This is a genomic window from Bradyrhizobium sp. CSA112 (assembly GCF_029051645.1).
Taxonomy (GTDB): domain Bacteria; phylum Pseudomonadota; class Alphaproteobacteria; order Rhizobiales; family Xanthobacteraceae; genus Bradyrhizobium.
This window is the reverse complement of sequence record NZ_JAACFS010000013.1, coordinates 1-15,000: the sequence shown is the minus strand read 5'-3', so window position 1 is coordinate 15,000 and position 15,000 is coordinate 1. Positions and strand designations below refer to the sequence as shown.

General features: G+C 63.0%; 15 protein-coding genes. 4 read left to right on the top strand and 11 right to left on the bottom strand.

The window, feature by feature from the left end; genetic code table 11:
• Nucleotides 1-360 precede the first annotated feature (360 nt).
• The 3 genes from GWE18_RS21490 to GWE18_RS21480 all read right to left on the bottom strand — a co-directional run bounded on the left by GWE18_RS21490 (nucleotide 361) and on the right by GWE18_RS21480 (nucleotide 3,444).
• Nucleotides 361-1,674, bottom strand: coding sequence for a Gfo/Idh/MocA family oxidoreductase (locus GWE18_RS21490; protein WP_275187704.1), 1,314 nt, complete (start codon nucleotides 1,672-1,674; stop codon nucleotides 361-363).
• Between the two features lie 158 nt (nucleotides 1,675-1,832).
• The gene (locus GWE18_RS21485) at nucleotides 1,833-2,633 is read right to left on the bottom strand and encodes a phytanoyl-CoA dioxygenase family protein (RefSeq protein WP_275187703.1); all 801 of its coding nucleotides are present in this window, start codon (nucleotides 2,631-2,633) and stop codon (nucleotides 1,833-1,835) included.
• A gap of 136 nt (nucleotides 2,634-2,769) precedes the next feature.
• Entirely contained in the window at nucleotides 2,770-3,444 is a 675-nt protein-coding gene (locus tag GWE18_RS21480; protein WP_275187702.1) for a GntR family transcriptional regulator, read from the bottom strand.
• 158 nt (nucleotides 3,445-3,602) lie between these two features.
• Between GWE18_RS21480 and GWE18_RS21475 the strand changes: the two genes are divergently transcribed.
• Nucleotides 3,603-4,415: a class I SAM-dependent methyltransferase gene (locus GWE18_RS21475; RefSeq protein ID WP_275187701.1), complete on the top strand. Its 813-nt coding sequence runs from the start codon at nucleotides 3,603-3,605 to the stop codon at nucleotides 4,413-4,415.
• Between the two features lie 9 nt (nucleotides 4,416-4,424).
• On the opposite strand, the gene GWE18_RS21470 is transcribed toward GWE18_RS21475, so the two are convergent.
• The gene (locus GWE18_RS21470; RefSeq protein WP_275187700.1) at nucleotides 4,425-5,282 is read right to left on the bottom strand and encodes a sigma-70 family RNA polymerase sigma factor; all 858 of its coding nucleotides are present in this window, start codon (nucleotides 5,280-5,282) and stop codon (nucleotides 4,425-4,427) included.
• A 118-nt stretch (nucleotides 5,283-5,400) separates the two neighbouring features.
• Between GWE18_RS21470 and GWE18_RS21465 the strand changes: the two genes are divergently transcribed.
• Both GWE18_RS21465 and GWE18_RS21460 read left to right on the top strand, forming a co-directional pair.
• Nucleotides 5,401-5,856 carry a carboxymuconolactone decarboxylase family protein gene (locus GWE18_RS21465; protein ID WP_057854359.1) on the top strand — a complete coding sequence of 152 codons (456 nt, stop codon included), beginning with the start codon at nucleotides 5,401-5,403 and terminating at the stop codon, nucleotides 5,854-5,856.
• Between the two features lie 154 nt (nucleotides 5,857-6,010).
• Nucleotides 6,011-7,744, top strand: coding sequence for an adenylate/guanylate cyclase domain-containing protein (locus GWE18_RS21460; protein WP_275187699.1), 1,734 nt, complete (start codon nucleotides 6,011-6,013; stop codon nucleotides 7,742-7,744).
• A gap of 15 nt (nucleotides 7,745-7,759) precedes the next feature.
• Here the strand turns inward: GWE18_RS21460 and GWE18_RS21455 are convergent, their stop codons facing one another.
• Both GWE18_RS21455 and GWE18_RS21450 read right to left on the bottom strand, forming a co-directional pair.
• Complete coding sequence (locus tag GWE18_RS21455) at nucleotides 7,760-8,584, bottom strand: alpha/beta hydrolase (protein ID WP_275187698.1); 825 nt, start codon at nucleotides 8,582-8,584, stop codon at nucleotides 7,760-7,762.
• Nucleotides 8,585-8,589: 5 nt separating this feature from the next.
• Complete coding sequence (locus GWE18_RS21450; protein WP_275187697.1) at nucleotides 8,590-9,414, bottom strand: alpha/beta hydrolase; 825 nt, start codon at nucleotides 9,412-9,414, stop codon at nucleotides 8,590-8,592.
• Between the two features lie 186 nt (nucleotides 9,415-9,600).
• On the opposite strand from GWE18_RS21450, the gene GWE18_RS21445 reads away from it, so the two are divergent.
• Nucleotides 9,601-10,143: a methylated-DNA--[protein]-cysteine S-methyltransferase gene (locus tag GWE18_RS21445; RefSeq protein ID WP_275187696.1), complete on the top strand. Its 543-nt coding sequence runs from the start codon at nucleotides 9,601-9,603 to the stop codon at nucleotides 10,141-10,143.
• A 7-nt stretch (nucleotides 10,144-10,150) separates the two neighbouring features.
• Here the strand turns inward: GWE18_RS21445 and GWE18_RS21440 are convergent, their stop codons facing one another.
• From GWE18_RS21440 to GWE18_RS21420, 5 genes are all read right to left on the bottom strand, one after another.
• Nucleotides 10,151-10,954, bottom strand: a complete 804-nt coding sequence (locus tag GWE18_RS21440; RefSeq protein WP_275187695.1) for an enoyl-CoA hydratase-related protein — start codon at nucleotides 10,952-10,954, stop codon at nucleotides 10,151-10,153.
• On the bottom strand, nucleotides 10,951-11,820 hold the full coding sequence (locus GWE18_RS21435; protein ID WP_275187694.1) for an MBL fold metallo-hydrolase: 870 nt from the start codon (nucleotides 11,818-11,820) through the stop codon (nucleotides 10,951-10,953). Before GWE18_RS21435 ends, GWE18_RS21440 begins: the two co-directional genes overlap by 4 nt.
• 26 nt (nucleotides 11,821-11,846) lie before the next feature.
• Complete coding sequence (locus tag GWE18_RS21430; protein ID WP_275187693.1) at nucleotides 11,847-13,019, bottom strand: serine hydrolase; 1,173 nt, start codon at nucleotides 13,017-13,019, stop codon at nucleotides 11,847-11,849.
• 22 nt (nucleotides 13,020-13,041) lie between these two features.
• Nucleotides 13,042-13,656, bottom strand: a complete 615-nt coding sequence (locus GWE18_RS21425; protein ID WP_275187692.1) for a glutathione S-transferase family protein — start codon at nucleotides 13,654-13,656, stop codon at nucleotides 13,042-13,044.
• A gap of 160 nt (nucleotides 13,657-13,816) precedes the next feature.
• On the bottom strand, nucleotides 13,817-14,659 hold the full coding sequence (locus tag GWE18_RS21420) for a fumarylacetoacetate hydrolase family protein (RefSeq protein WP_275187691.1): 843 nt from the start codon (nucleotides 14,657-14,659) through the stop codon (nucleotides 13,817-13,819).
• Nucleotides 14,660-15,000: the final 341 nt, after the last annotated feature.

Sequence of the window (15,000 nt, the reverse complement as noted above, 5' to 3'; positions counted from 1 at the left end):
CTCTGGTTTGCCGATGGCCGATGTTGGGCTGTTGTTTAGGAATGTGGGCCCTGAAACCAAGGCTCTTGGTTTTTCGAATGCAATCAATTTCCCGGCTTTGTGGACCTGCGGGCAGGATGACGAACTAGTGATTGATAATCAAGGGCTCCGGTTCCGCCGCAGTTGCGAAGGACTGCCTGAATACCGAGCGATCGAGCTGCCCAAAGAAAGGCTAAGAAAGCGAGCGATGCCTGCATGGCAAGCTAACCGGACATGCCGCATTGCGGTAAGCGCTCGCGACGGCGTCCTGCATTTGACTTGAACCTGCATGCGCAGGGCGATGAAATTTCCCGCCGCAGTGCGCCGATACGCGTCGCGCGACTATCGTCTTGCGGAGAATGCCGCTTCCATCGCCCTGCGCGTCTTGATGGTGTCGTTGTTTTCGTCGACCTCAACATCGCTCCAGCGCACCACCGCGCCATGGCCGACGTCGTTCTTCAGCTTGACGCGATGGGCAAGTCCGATCGGCAGCGCGCCGGCGGCGAGGCTTTTGGATGCCGGCATCAGCTTGCCCCACACCGTGTAGCCGCCTTCGCCATCGAGCATTTCGCCCGCGCGCAGATCGCGCTTGGCGACCGCTGCGACGTCACCGCGAAAATCATGCGGCTGCCCGGTCGGCTCGTTGCGTAGCGCTGCCGACAGGATGGAAATGTTGAGCTCGAGTCCGATCAGATGATACGGCTTGTACATTGCCGCATAGCGGCCTGAGGCGTCGGTCTTCAGCCCATACTGCCTGAAGCAATCGGCAGCGTAATCGTTCGGCGCTTCCAGCACGACGTAGACGCCCCAGCGCAGATCGCGGAACACTGGACGCCCGTCCCGCTCGAGCGACGAGACAACCTCGGCAAGGCCAGCCTTCTCCAGCACGCCGCCCGCCTCGCGCGGTCGCATCACATGCGGCAAATCATCGACGCCGCAGGGTGGAAACAGCAACCCGTCCGACGGCACGTCGAGCCCGCAAGCGTTCGCGATCGCCGCCATTTCGATCGCGGATTTGGTGCCGTCCAGAAACGAGTTGAACATCTGCGGGTTCATGCCGTCCGATTGCGCTTCGCCGGCCGTCAGTCCGTAATGGCTCCACACGCCATCCGGCGTCACGTCGTGATAGGCCGGCAGATATTTGGTGCCCTTGCCGGCAGCGACGACGCGAAAGCCCGTCGCGCGCGCCCAGTCCACCATCTCGGCGGTCAGCGCCGGCTGGTCGCCATAGGCCAGCGAATAGACCACGCCCGCTTTGCGTGCTTCCTCCGCCAACAGCGGGCCGGCCAGCACGTCGGCCTCGACATTGACCATGACGACGTGCTTGCCGGCGGCGATCGCCGCTCGGGCATGCCTGATGCCGACGGCGGGATTGCCGGTGGCTTCCACCACGACGTCCATCGCGCCTCCCGCAATCGCGCGCACGCCGTCATCGGTGAAAGTCGTCCGCCCGATCTGTTCTCGATCCCAGCCGACGGTGCGGCATGCTTCCCGGGCGCGATCGCGATCGATGTCGATGATGACGGGCACTTCGAGTCCCGGCGTATGCGGCACCTGCGACAAAAACATCGAGCCGAACTTGCCGGCGCCGATCAGCGCGACGCGAACCGGCTTGCCGGCCGCAAGGCGGGCGTTGAGGAGGTGATGAAGGTTCATGGGGAATCCAATCGGGATTGAGGCGTGTCCCGGACGCGGTGCAGCGTTCTTCACGCTGCTCCGCAGAGCCGGGACCTATGATAGCGATAAACGAGAGTAGGTCCCGGTTCAGCAGCGCATCATTTCATGCTGCGCTGCGCCCGGGACACGAGAGTATGCTACTCCGCCGCCTGACGATGTGCTCGCGCCAATCGAAGCAGCGCGTCATCCTCCACGGTCTGGATCGGCGTGAAATCGCGGTGCGCGATGTAATCAGGCCGCGTCGGCGTGCGGATGTAGTTCGAAACCGCGTTCAGCGTCAGGTAGACGATCTTGCGCGGATAGGGCGTGATGTTGCCGGCCGAGCCGTGCACCAGGTTGCCGTGGAACATCAGCATGCCGCCGGCCTTGCCGGTGGGGGCGACGATACCGCCTTCCTTCACCAGCCGTGTGACGGTCTCCTCATCCAGTGTCCACAGCGGATATGACGTCGTTTCCAGGTCATGCGAAGCCTTGAGGTCGCCGGCGTGCTGGCTCTTGGGCACCAGCATCAGGGGACCGTTGATCGGCATCACCTCGTCGAGGAAGATCGCGATGTTCATCGCGCGCGGCAACGGCATGCCGTCGTCGCGTTTCCAGGTGCCGTAATCCTGGTGCCATTGCCAGACGTCGCCGGTGAAGGCGGATTTGGCGTTGATCTTGTATTGATGCATGTAGACCTTCTCGCCGAAGATCTGCTCGACCGGCTCGATCATGCGCGGATGCGCGCCGAGAACGCCGAAGGCTTCGTTATAGAGATGCGCGGCAAAGGCGGTGCGCGGCGCGCCGCTCTTTTCGCGCCACACCTCCGGGCGGTTGGCGTCGTAGATGCTGACGGCCTCGCGGGCGAGATAATCCACTTCCTCCTGGCTGAATAATTCGGGCAGGAACAGCCAGCCTTCGCGATTGAAGAATTCGATCTGCTGTGGCGTCAGTTTCATGCGTTCTCTCCTGTTGGTTTTTTGTTTGTCATTCCGGGGCGCGCGAAGCGCGAACCCGGAATCTCGAGGTTCTCAGGTGCGCAATTGCGCACCATAGTTCGATGCTGCGCATCGCCCCGGAACGACGGCGCTCCAGTTACGCCGCTTCGTCAGTCGCCCTCAGTCTCTCCTCGGTCATTCGTCCGGCCGTCTGCGCATGCGCCAGTGCTGCGGCCTCCGCCGCCTTGGCGTTGCTGGCGAGGATCTGCGCGGCGATCGTCTCGTGTTCGGTCCAGGCGCGTTCGCGGTAATCGAGCTCGGCGAGCACGGTCGCCATCGAGCGGCGCATGTGCGGCCATTGCGGCGCAATCATCTCCTCGATCGCGGGATTGCCCGCGAGGCGATAGATCGCGCTGTGAAAATCGACGTCGAGTGCGATCAGCCGCGCCAGCGGCGTATCTTTGCTGATGGTCCGTCCCGCCTGCAGCGCCGCCTCGAGCTGCGTGCGTCCCGAAGCGTTCGTCCTGACCTGTCCGGCAGCCAGCTTTGCTGCCAGCGCGTCGATGGCGCCTCGCACTTCGTAGAGCTGACGGATGCGCTCCGGGTCGAGCCGCGTGACTTCAAAGCCGCGGCGGCCGCTTTCGGCGACGAGCCCCTGCCGATGCAGCAAATGCAGCGCATGCGAGACCGGCTGGCGCGATACGCCGAGCTTTTCCGCAAGCTCGTTCTGCCGGATGCGATGGCCGGGGGGCAGCGAGCGATCGGTGATTGCCTCCAGAATCCGGCTATAGACCTGGTCGATCAGGTTGGGGAGCGGATCCAATGGGATCATGTGCTGGCCGTCGTCCGGGTTTGGAATACGGAATTCCGAATTCCCAAAACTATCCCGGCACGGTGACCGCGTCAAGGGCGCGGTCGTCTCCGGCTGCTGCTTTACGCCCAGCCATCAGGCTATACTTCGCGAGGGCTCGCCTGATCGGAGAAACGCTCATGGCCGACGACGTCGCAAGTTTCACCGGCAGCATTCCGCAATATTACGACCAAGGCCTCGGGCCGGTGATCTTTGCCGGTTATGCTGCCGATATCGCGCAACGCGTCGCGGCAGGGCGCCCGGCGCGGGTACTGGAGACGGCGGCGGGCACCGGCATCGTCACGCGTAAGCTGCGCGACGCCTTATCCCCGAATGCCAAACTGACGGCGACCGATCTCAATCCGCCGATGCTCGATCTCGCGCGCGCCAAGTTTCGGCCGGGCGAGCAGGTCAGCATCCAGCCCGCCGATGCCGGCGCGCTTCCCTTTGCCGATGGAAGCTTCGACGCCATCGTCTGCCAGTTCGGCCTGATGTTCTTTCCGGACAAGGCCGGATCCTTTGCCGAAGCCCGCCGTGCCCTCGTTCCAGGCGGACGCTATCTCTTCAACGTCTGGGATTCGCACCGCCACAATCCGTTCGGCCGCATCGCGCACGAGATGGCGGGGCGCTTTTTTCCGGACGATCCGCCGCAGTTTTACAACGTGCCGTTCTCCTGCCACCAGATCGATCCAATCAAGGAACTGCTGATCACAGCAGGCTTCGACAGGATCGACATTGCCGTGATCAGGCAGGAGCGAGAGCTTCCTGACAGCGCCAACTTCGCGCGCGCGGCGGTCTACGGCAATCCGCTGATCGATCAAGTTCAAGCGCGCGGTGGCGTCGATCCGGACCGCATAGCTGACGCGCTGGCGCAGGAATTTCGCCGCGAGTTCGGCGACGACCCCGGCCGGATGCCGCTGCAGGCCATCGTGTTCTCTGCAGTGAAGAGATGACGACTCTGCTCACGGGAGCACGGTTACGTCGAACGTACCGAGCCGTTCGGCGTCCGCCACCGCGTCGACCGCCGATATCCGCTCTCCGCTCAGGGTAAGCCGCAGCACGATACGCAACTGCCCGCCAATGATGACGGCGACCGCCAGCGTGCCGTCGACCAGTACCGGCTTGGCGGCCTGCGCGCGTCCCTTGAAGGTTTCGGCGACGGCTGTGGCGCCGCGGATTTCCGCAAGCGCGCCGAGCCGTTGAGCGGCGGCATCGGCGCGGAACACCACGTCGGGATCGAGCGCCGCGAGCAGACCCTCGAAGTCGCCCTCACGGGAAGCCTTGAGGAAAGCGTCGACGATGTTTTTCTGCCGGCCGAAATCGGCGTCCGGCGGCGGCGAGCCTTGCACCCGGCGGCGGGCGCGGCTGGCCAGTTGCCTCGCCGCCGCGGGCGTGCGGCCGACGATCGGCGCGATCTCCTCGAACGGCACGGCAAACATGTCGTGCAGCACGAAGGCGAGCCGTTCGGCCGGCGCCAGGGTTTCCAGTACCACCAGCAGCGCTGCGCCGACGGAGTCGGCCATCTCCGCATCGCGCCCATACGCATCGTCATCGGCGGGTTCCGGCACATGCGGCCCCATCGGCTCCTCGCGCCGCGATTTGCGCGACCGCAGCATATCGAGGCAGACGCGGGCGACGACCGTGGTCAGCCAGCCTCCGAGGTTCTCGACCGCGCTGGTATCGGAACGGCTCAGCCGCAGCCAGGTTTCCTGCACGGTGTCGTCGACCTCGCTGGTCGAGCCCAGCATGCGGTAGGCCACAGCCCGCAGATGGGCCCGGTTGGCCTCGAATTGCCTAGCCAGAAATTTTTTCTCGTCCATCCGGTCACATTCCCATGTCGCGTTGCGTCTTGGCTATGACGAACGAAACCGCGCCGATGTGACAGCAAATCGGCGCAAGGAGCGTCAAAACGGAACAAACCATAAGGAGCGTAAAGTGATGGAAGCCCGAATGAATCACCCGGTGATGGTCGTTCCCGATGCCATGAAGGCGCTGCAGGCGCTGGGCGAATTGACCAAAAACAGCCTGTCGGAAAAGCTGCTCGAACTGGTGCATCTGCGCGCCAGCCAGATCAACGGCTGCAGCGTCTGCGTCGACATGCATCCAAAACTCGCAAGGAAGGCCGGCGAAACCGACGAGCGCCTGTTTGCGGTGGCGGCCTGGCGCGACACGCCTTATTTCACCGAAGCCGAGCGCGCGGCCCTGGCGTTGACGGAAGCGCTGACCCGGATCAGCGACCGCGCCGATCCGGTGCCGGACGAGGTCTGGGGCGAGGCCGACAAGCATTTCGACGAGCAGGAACTCGCGGCGCTGATTCTGGCGATCGCCAACATCAATGTCTGGAACAGGCTCAACGTGGCCGTGCGCCAGCCGGTTGGCGTCTGGAAGGTGTAGTCTGAGGCCATATCCCCTCAATTTTAACGCGCCGGCTCGTGCTTAATTCACCGGTGCGCGCTAAACAATAAGCCCGGCCAGATCGGCCGGGCTTTCGCTTTTGTTGCTTTCATCCCGTTTCCTGATCATGGCCATCACCTCTGAACACCTGTCCATGCTGCGCCCGACCATCCGCAAGCGAATCCTTGGCATCGCCCTGGGTTTGGTTTTCCTGATGGTGATCATCTCGGCGCTATCGACCGTAATGACGCGAAAGATTGCGCATCAGCTCGATGAACTGACGACAAAATACGTCGAAGCATATGGGCATCTGGCACGGATGAACGTCCGCTCGCTCGAGCAGGCGGTGGTGGTTCGCCGGATGGTGTTCATCAAGGTACAGACGCCACCGGACGAGACCGCCTTTGCAGATCAGCAAACCATCTATGAGGCGAAAGGCAGTGAGATTGACAGGGAGGCGCAGGCCGCACGCGCCCTGATTATTGCAATCATTGATGATCCGACCACCGTCTCCGACGATGCCAAGCTCGGACGGATTGAAAACCGGATCGAAACCATAACTAGCGACCTTCGCCGTTATCTGGACGAAGAGAATAAGCGGATGTGGCCGCAGCTCGATGCCGGCAACATGCCGGAGGTGCGGGCCAGCCTTGTCCGGACCGATGCGCTCCGCGACGAATTCAATCGCAAGATTGAGGAAATTCGACACGACATGCTGGAGCAGGTGCGCAGCGATGCGGCCGTGACGATGCGGGATCAGCAACGCGCGATTGCCGTCTCCGCGATCTTGACGACGCTAGCGGCCATCCTTGGACTGACATTCGCATTCTTCGTCTCTACCGGCATTACCCGCCCGGTCCGGCGGCTCTTGGACGGCACCCGCGCCGTTGAGGCCGGCCTGCTCGATGGGTCGATCGACGTCACCACGCGGGACGAAATCGGCCAGCTCACGACGGCCTTCAACAACATGGTCGAGCAGTTGCGCCACAAGGAGCGCCTGCGCGAAACGTTCGGCCGCTATGTCGACCCGCGCGTCGTAGAAGGCCTGATCGCCTCGCAATCGCTGACTGCGAGCGACGGTGAGCGGCGGGTGATGACGGTGCTGTTCTGCGACATGAAAGGCTTTACCAGCCTCAGCGAGGGCATGACGCCACAAGGCCTCGTCAAGGTGATGAACCACTATCTCTCGACGATGTCGGGGCCGATCCGCAGCCATCGCGGCATCATCGACAAATACATCGGCGATGCGATCATGGCCTATTGGGGGCCTCCATTTACCGAGCATGGCGAACAGGCGCGGCTGGCCTGCCTTGCCGCCGTCGAGATGGCCGATCGTGGCACCGCGCTGCGCACCGAACTGCCCGAATTGCTTGGCGTGCGCACCGTGCCGAGCGACTGCGAAGTACGCATCGGCATCGCCACCGGCGAGGTGCTGGTCGGCAGCATCGGCTCGGAGTTCATGATGAGCTACACGGTGATGGGAGACGCGGTGAATCTGGCTTCGCGCCTGGAGAACGCCAACAAGTTTTACGGTAGCCACTCGCTGGCTTCGGAGGCTGCGATCATGGCGGCCGGCGATGCGGTGGAATCGCGCGAGATTGACCGGCTGGTCGTCGCAGGCCAAACCCGTCCCGAAGCGGTGTTCGAGATCATCGGGCGCGCGGGCGAGTTGACTGAGAAGCAACTTGAACTGCTGGCGCGGTACGCCGAAGGCCTCGCGGCCTATCGGGCGCGCCGCTGGGATGATGCGCGCCGGGCTTTCCAGGCGGCGCTCGAGGCGGTTCCCGGCGATGGGCCATCCAAAGCGATGGCCCAACGCGTCAAGAACTTTCAGGCTGATCCGCCGGCTGCCGATTGGGATGGCGCGTGGCGGCTGGATCAGAAGTAGCGGCTGGCCGCCGGTCTACGCCGCGAGAAACTCCAGCACGACGTTACTAAATTCCTGCGGCGCCTGTTCGAACATCCAGTGACGGGTGCCCGGGATTACTGCCGTCCGTGCGCCCGGAATATGTTCGGCCAGCACGCGCCAGATCACCGCCCGAGCGCCCTTGGTGTCGCCGCCGCCGATCAACAAGGTCGGCGTCCTGATCGATTCCGCTTCGCTTCTCAAAAACGGCTTGCGGTTCTCGCCGACTTGCCCGGGCAGCGTATGGATGTTGTCGCGCAATTGCTGCCGCGCCACCGCAGACCACCTTGCCCACGCGCCTTCGCCGTCGATCCCGTCGACGAACAGGGCCAGCGCACCGTCGATGTCGCCGTTTCGTACCATCTCCGCTGCCAGCGGAACGCGCGGCCCCAGCGGCACCGGGCCGGGAGGCGGAGTGGCGGGCTGCAGCGCGGGTTCGAGATCGCCGCCCGGTTCGGCGAGAACGGCCTTGCGCAACAGATCCGGCCGCGCCTGCGCCACCCGGAAGCCGATATGGCCGCCGCGGGAATGGCCGATCACATCGACCGGCCCGACGTTCAGCTTCTCGATGAAGCCGATGACGTCGTCGACATGCTGCGCCATCAAATAGTCGTTGCCGACGCCGTCCCAATGCTCCGGAAAGAATCGCCGCAGGCTCAGCGAAATCACGCGGTGCGTCCTCGACAATGGCCCAAGCACGGCGTTCCAGGTGCGGAAGTCGCCGAGCGTGCCATGCACGAGAACCACTGCCGGGCTACTCTCGTTACCTCGGCCAACATCGAGATAGGCCATGTCGTAGCCGTTGACGCTCAACGTCTGCATGTCGGTCAGTCCTCTGCGAGATAAGCGAGAACGATCTCGCAATATTTCTGTGGCGCCTGTTCGAACATCGGATGCGTGGTTCCCGGGATCATCTCGATACGCGCACCCTTCACGTTAGTTGCCAGCGCATGCAGTACCTTCGGCAGCGTGCCCTTGGTGTTGGTGCCGCCGATGAACAATGTCGGGGTCTTGATCGCTTCCACATCCGCCTTGGAGAACGGCGGACGCTGGTCGCGCATCTGGCCGATCAGTGTCGTGGCGTTGTCGCGCAGGAGCTGTTTGGGTGTCGCCGGCAGGCGCTTCCAGGCGCCGGGGCCTTCCAGCGCATCCATGAAGATCCGCAGGCCGCCGTCGATATCGCCTTTGGCAATCACCTCAGCGGAAGCCGCAATCATTCCGGCCAGCGGCGAGGGGCCGGGCTTGTAGGCGGGATCGAGCGTGGCGTCGAGCTCGCCGCCGGGCTCGGCGAGGATCAGCTTGCGCAACAGGTCAGGCCGCCGCTGCGCGACGCGAAAACAGATGTGGCCGCCGCGGGAATGGCCCATCAGGTCGAGCGGCTTCGTGTCCAATTTCTCGATGAAGGCGATGACGTCCTCGACATGTTGCACGATCGAATAGGTGTCGCCGACGCCGTCCCAATGGTCGGGAAAGAAATGCCGCAGCGACGGCGCGATCACCCGGTGCTGGCGCGTCAGCAGTCCCAGCACCGACGACCAGATCCGGAAGTCGCACAGCGAGCCGTGCACGCACACCAGCGGCGGGCGATTGCCGGCGCTTTGGCCGACATCGAGATAGGCCATGTCATAGCCGTTGACGTTTATGGTTTGCATGGGCTCGTGAGGTGGGGAGAGGGCAAGGGCGCCAGTGAATGGCGTCGTAACGTCCCCCAGATCAGCGGAAGTTGTTCATGCCGTCAAGTTCCCCCGGGATTCGGGTGGATAGCAATAATCTCCAAGCCTAGATTTGAGCCTGAGAGGAAGCTGGGTGGCATTGAACAGGAGAATATGGAGCCAGCCATGACCGGGCACCATTTTACGATATTCGACACCGCGATCGGCCGCTGCGGCATCGTCTGGGGCGAGCGCGGCATCACCTCGGTGCAATTGCCGATGGGCGACGAAAAGAAGACGCGCACCCGCCTGCAGCAGCGCCATGACGACCTCGTCGAGGCGGAGCCGCCGGCCAGGGTACAGGCCGCGATCGACGGCATCGTCGAGCTGCTTGAAGGCAAGCCGAATGACCTCGCGGACGTCGTGCTCGATCTCGACGGCGTTCCCGAATTCAACCGCGGCGTCTACGACATCGCGCGCACCATTCCGCCGGGCAAGACCATGACCTACGGCGATATCGCCAAGAAACTCGGCGGCGTCGAGTTGTCGCGCGACGTCGGCCAGGCGCTGGGTCGCAACCCCTGTCCGATCGTGGTGCCGTGCCACCGTGTGCTGGCGGCGGGCAACAAGCCCGGCGGTTTCTCCGCCAATGGCGGGGTGGTGACGAAGCTGAAGATGCTGACGATCGAAGGCGCGGCGGTGAACCACACGCCGAGCCTGTTCGATTGAGGGGCTTTCACCGGCCCTTGAAGTTCGGCGGCCGCTTCTCGTTGAAGGCAAGCACGCCCTCGCGGCGGTCCTCGGTGGGGACCATGCGGTTATAGGCCTCGATCTCGAGCGCGAGGCCGTCGCGCAGCGACAGTTGCAGGCCGCGATGGATCGAGAGCTTTGCCTGGCGAACGGAGATCGGCGCGTTGCTGGCGATGCGCGAGGCAGTCGCCAGCGCCGCGGGCAACAATTCCGGTAGCGGAAACACTTCGTTCACAAAACCCCATTCACGCGCTTCCGCTGACGTAAACGGCTTGCCGGTCAGGATCAGCTCCTTGGCGCGGCGCTCGCCGACGGCGCGCGGCAGGGTTTGCGTACCGCCACCGCCGGGCATGATGCCCAGCGTCACCTCCGTCAGAGCAAAACGCGCACCCTCTGCCGCGTAGAGAAAATCGCAGCAGCCCGCGATCTCGCAGCCGCCGCCATAGGCCGCGCCGTTGATGGCGCCGATGATCGGGACGGAGCAGTCGATCAGCGCCCGCACCATCCGCTCGAAAATGACATGCTGGCGCGTCCATGCCTCATCCGTCATGCCGCGGCGTTCCTTCAAGTCGCCGCCGGCGCAGAACGCCTTGTCGCCCGCGCCTGTGAGAACGATGCAACGCTGGCTCTTCGGATCGAGCGCCACATCCTCGAAATAGCGCACGAGATCGCGGCCCATCTGGGTGTTGAGCGCGTTGGATGCCTCCGGCCGATTGAGCCTGATAATCGTGACATGCTCGTCGACCGGCTCGACCGACAGCGTCTCGAAAGTGGACGGGTTCGAACTCATAGCGCCTCGCAGGAGAAGCCGCTGCCGCTGCGCCGGATCTTTCCGACCGACGGGGAGGGGAAATGCGCGGTGCAGCACAGCGTGTCGGTGTCGCAGTAGCGCTCCATGAAACTGCGCCGCGTCGCCGCCGCCTGCGCCTGATCGACATCGAACTTGACGGACAATTCCGGATAGCGCGTCTGCAGCGGCGAATGCATCAGGTCGCCCGAGAACACGACATCATCCTTGCCGCGGCCGAAGGTGAAGGCGACATGGCCGGGCGTATGCCCCGGCGTCGGCAGGATGCGCGTGTGATCGCCGATCGCGAAGTCGCTGCGGACGATCTCGGCCTGTTTCGCCTCGACCACCGGCAGCACGCTGTCGCCGAACGGCGGCACCGGTGTTTTCGCGTGCATCTCGGTCCAGTAGTTGAATTCGGTCGTGTCGAACACGCAGCGCGCTTTCGGGAAGGTCGGCACCCAGCGGCCGTTCTCGAGCCGCGTGTTCCAACCGACATGGTCGACATGCAGATGCGTGCACATGACATAGTCGATGTCGTCAACGGAGAACCCGGCCGCGGCCAGCCCACGCATGTAGGTATCGTCGGTCTTCATGCTCCATTTTGGCCGCTGCGGCCGCGGCTTGTCGTTGCCGATGCAGCTATCGATCAGGATGGTGTGGTGCGGCGTCTTCACGACGTAAGACTGGAAACACAGGATCAGCACGTCTTTGTCGTCGAGCGCACCGGCATCTCGCATCCATGCGCGGTTCTCCGCCAGGACTTCCGGCGTCAGGCCCGGCAGCATCTCGAGTGCCGGCAGGAAGGTTGTTTCCTGCTCGATGATGCGATGGATGGTGAGATCGCGGGCGGTGAATTTCAGGCTCATGTCTTTTCTTGCCTGTGTTTGGTTGTCTAGCGCGCGTTGTCGCGAACGGCAGGAAGGATGTAGTTCGCCATCATATCGAGCGCTCCGTCACCCTGGCCCGGCAGAAAATAAAGACCGGATGTCGTCATCACCACAAGATCGCGGTCGGGCACGATGAAAAGTCGCTGGCCGCCCGAGCCCATCGCCGCAATCCACTTCACTTCCTGATCCTGCGCAATCGAGCGTCCCATCCACCATTGCTGACCATAGAAAAACAGACCGCTGAAATAACCGATCGCCTGAAAACGCGGCCGGACCGATTGCTCGATCCATGCCACCGAAACGATCTGTTTTCCGCCCCAGTCGCCGCGATTGAGCACCAGCTGCCCGATCTTGGCGGCATCGCGCGGCCGGATGCGGAGGCCTACGGCGGAGGCAATCTTTCCGTTCTTGGGATAGGTCTTCCACTCAAAATCGGTAATTCCGAGCGGCTGGAACAAAACTTCGCGCGCGAACGCTTCCAGCGGCTTGCCTGAAACGCGTTCGAGGATGTTGCCGAGCAGGTCCGTGCCGCCGCCATTGTAGGTCCACAACGAGTCCGGCCGCTTTGCGATCGGCTTCGACAAGATGTAGCGGATCGGGTCCGCTTCATTGCCCAGATGCGGTTCGTCGTTTTTGGGATCGTTCCAGCCGCGGTTCTCGTCCCATTGCATGCCGGATGACATTGTGAGGAGATGGCGGAGGGTAACCTGGTCCCAGCCCGGCGATTTCAGGCCAGAATGTTCCGGGTAGAATTTGACGACGGGGTCATCGGCGCTGGAGATCAGCTTGCGGTCGATCGCAATCCCCACCAGCAGCGAGATCACGCTCTTGGAAGCCGACCGCATGTCGTGCTTGGTGGTGGCATCGAAATCGTACTGTCCCGCAACGTCCCAGCGCTCGTCGGGACCGGAAAAATACTGCTCGAATACCAGCTTGCCGTGACGGACGATGACCACGGCGTGAACGTTGGCTTCGGCTTCCTTCAGCCGTGCCGCGATATTGCAGAGTCGTGCGCCATCGAGGCCAACGCTTTCAGGGGAGGCGATGGTCCAGCCATCGTCAAGTGCCTTGGGTGTTCCGCAAGTCATGCTGGTTTGTCCCCGCGCCATCGCGGACGTGGCCAGCAGAAGTATGGCGGCGAAGCCGAGGCGCCGCAATCGTCTGCCACCCTCGCGCATGCCGCTGTCTCCGCTTCTGATGTTATGCCGGCGGCGGTACCGAGATTTTCACCGACGGCCGTTCCATCATCTTCTGATGGAAAGCGTCGAGCTTCGGAAAGGCCTTGCGCCAGCCGCAATCGGCAAAGCGGAAATCCGCATAGCCGAGCACGCAGACCAAGCCGATCTGCACGATGTTGAACGGTCCGGACAGCACGTCGGGCTTGCTCTCGAAGCGTGCCATGCCGGTCCAGGCGCGGTTCCAGTGATCGTCCGACCACGCCTTCCACCGCAGCGGCTCCGGCCGCACCATGCCCTCGTAGCGGCACAGCAGCATGGCATCGAGCATGCCCTGCAGCAGAGAATGGTTGCTCTTGACATTCCATCGCTCGGGGCCGGAGGTGGGGATCAGCTTGCCGCCGCCAGCGAGCTCGTCGAGATATTCGACGATCACATACGAATCAAGAATCACGTCGCCATTGTCGAGGATCAGCACCGGCAGCTTCTTCAGCGGCGTGATCTTCGAATATTCCTCGTTGGCCTGACCTGGCGCGACGGTCGCAGGCACGAATTCGATCTTGTCGATCAGGCCGGTCTCGATCGCCGCGATCCGCACCTTGCGGGCGAACGGGGAGGCGGGGGAGAAGGTGAGTTTCATGCTGGGAATTCCCTCGGAGGCTTCTTCTTGTTTTGTCCTGTCATGACGACCACTCGATGTCATCATCCGCGAAAGCGGATGATCCAGTACTCCGCGTCCGTTCGGTTTACTCACCAAAGCCGCGGCGTACTGGATACCCCGCATTCGCGGGGTATGACATCTAGGCCGCGATGATTTCCTGGCGCTGCTCGCCGAGCCCTTCGATGCCGAGCGTGACGATGTCGCCGACGTTGAGGAAGGTCGGCGGCTTCATGCCGAGGCCGACGCCGGGCGGGGTGCCTGTGGTGACGATATCGCCCGGCAACAGCGTCATGAACTGCGAGACATAGGAAATGCACTTCGCCATCGAGAAGATCATGGTCGAGGTCGATCCGGTCTGGCAGCGCTTGCCGTTGACATCGAGCCACATCGACAGCTTCTGCACGTCAGGAATTTCGTCCTTGGTGACGAGCCACGGGCCGACCGGGCCGAAGGTGTCGTGCGACTTGCCCTTGGTCCACTGGCCAAGCCGCTCGATCTGGAAATTGCGTTCGGAGACGTCGTTGCAGATACAGTAACCGGCGACATGATTGAGCGCGTCGGCCTCTGAGACATATTTGGCGCGAGTGCCGATGATGGCGGCGATCTCGACTTCCCAATCGAGCTTGGTGGAGCCGCGCGGCTTTTCGACCGCATCGTTCGGGCCCGACAGCGCGGTGTTGGCCTTGAGGAAGAAGATCGGCTCGGTCGGGATCGGCGATCCTGTCTCCTTGGCGTGGTCGCTGTAGTTCAGGCCGATCGCGACGAATTTCGAGATGCCGGTGACCGGCGCGCCGAACCGCTGCTTGCCGTCGACGGCAGGGAGCTTGGCGGTGTCGAGCGCGTCGAGCTTGGCCAGCGACGCCGGCGAATAGGCCTCGCCATCGAGATCCCTTACGTGCGCCGAAAGATCGCGCAACTGGCCGGATTTATCGATCAGGCCGGGCTTTTCCGCACCCTTGGCGCCGTAACGAACAAGCTTCATTTTGTCACTCCCTGCGGGTTTATCAGGCTTATCGGTGGTATACCTCGACACGCTTCATGGAACAGCGGGGCAGGAAATTCAACTGCCGACTGCCCGAGTTCGCCACATACCACCCCCTCATCCTGAGAGGCTGTGACCCTATTGGAGGTTAGCAGCTCTGGCGAAGAGGGATTGGGCTATGTGACTAGTCCAAACTGGCTAGCGTTGATTGTCTGGCTTCAAGCTGCAGCCCGGAGCAGGCGGTGGCCGGCCAGGATGTTGTTGGTGAGTGCGAACCAGTGCAGGACTGTCTGGACCTTTTTGAGGCCGCGTACCGTGAACTGCTGCAGGCCCCAGTTGCG

What these genes read in the sequence shown, in the direction of transcription:
- GWE18_RS21490 (WP_275187704.1), bottom strand. Translation starts at nt 1,674, where the DNA reads ATGAACCTTCATCACCTCCTCAACGCCCGCCTTGCGGCCGGCAAGCCG.
- GWE18_RS21485 (WP_275187703.1), bottom strand. Translation starts at nt 2,633, where the DNA reads ATGAAACTGACGCCACAGCAGATCGAATTCTTCAATCGCGAAGGCTGG.
- GWE18_RS21480 (WP_275187702.1), bottom strand. Translation starts at nt 3,444, where the DNA reads ATGATCCCATTGGATCCGCTCCCCAACCTGATCGACCAGGTCTATAGC.
- GWE18_RS21475 (WP_275187701.1), top strand. Translation starts at nt 3,603, where the DNA reads ATGGCCGACGACGTCGCAAGTTTCACCGGCAGCATTCCGCAATATTAC.
- GWE18_RS21470 (WP_275187700.1), bottom strand. Translation starts at nt 5,282, where the DNA reads ATGGACGAGAAAAAATTTCTGGCTAGGCAATTCGAGGCCAACCGGGCC.
- GWE18_RS21465 (WP_057854359.1), top strand. Translation starts at nt 5,401, where the DNA reads ATGGAAGCCCGAATGAATCACCCGGTGATGGTCGTTCCCGATGCCATG.
- GWE18_RS21460 (WP_275187699.1), top strand. Translation starts at nt 6,011, where the DNA reads ATGCTGCGCCCGACCATCCGCAAGCGAATCCTTGGCATCGCCCTGGGT.
- GWE18_RS21455 (WP_275187698.1), bottom strand. Translation starts at nt 8,584, where the DNA reads ATGCAGACGTTGAGCGTCAACGGCTACGACATGGCCTATCTCGATGTT.
- GWE18_RS21450 (WP_275187697.1), bottom strand. Translation starts at nt 9,414, where the DNA reads ATGCAAACCATAAACGTCAACGGCTATGACATGGCCTATCTCGATGTC.
- GWE18_RS21445 (WP_275187696.1), top strand. Translation starts at nt 9,601, where the DNA reads ATGACCGGGCACCATTTTACGATATTCGACACCGCGATCGGCCGCTGC.
- GWE18_RS21440 (WP_275187695.1), bottom strand. Translation starts at nt 10,954, where the DNA reads ATGAGTTCGAACCCGTCCACTTTCGAGACGCTGTCGGTCGAGCCGGTC.
- GWE18_RS21435 (WP_275187694.1), bottom strand. Translation starts at nt 11,820, where the DNA reads ATGAGCCTGAAATTCACCGCCCGCGATCTCACCATCCATCGCATCATC.
- GWE18_RS21430 (WP_275187693.1), bottom strand. Translation starts at nt 13,019, where the DNA reads ATGCGCGAGGGTGGCAGACGATTGCGGCGCCTCGGCTTCGCCGCCATA.
- GWE18_RS21425 (WP_275187692.1), bottom strand. Translation starts at nt 13,656, where the DNA reads ATGAAACTCACCTTCTCCCCCGCCTCCCCGTTCGCCCGCAAGGTGCGG.
- GWE18_RS21420 (WP_275187691.1), bottom strand. Translation starts at nt 14,659, where the DNA reads ATGAAGCTTGTTCGTTACGGCGCCAAGGGTGCGGAAAAGCCCGGCCTG.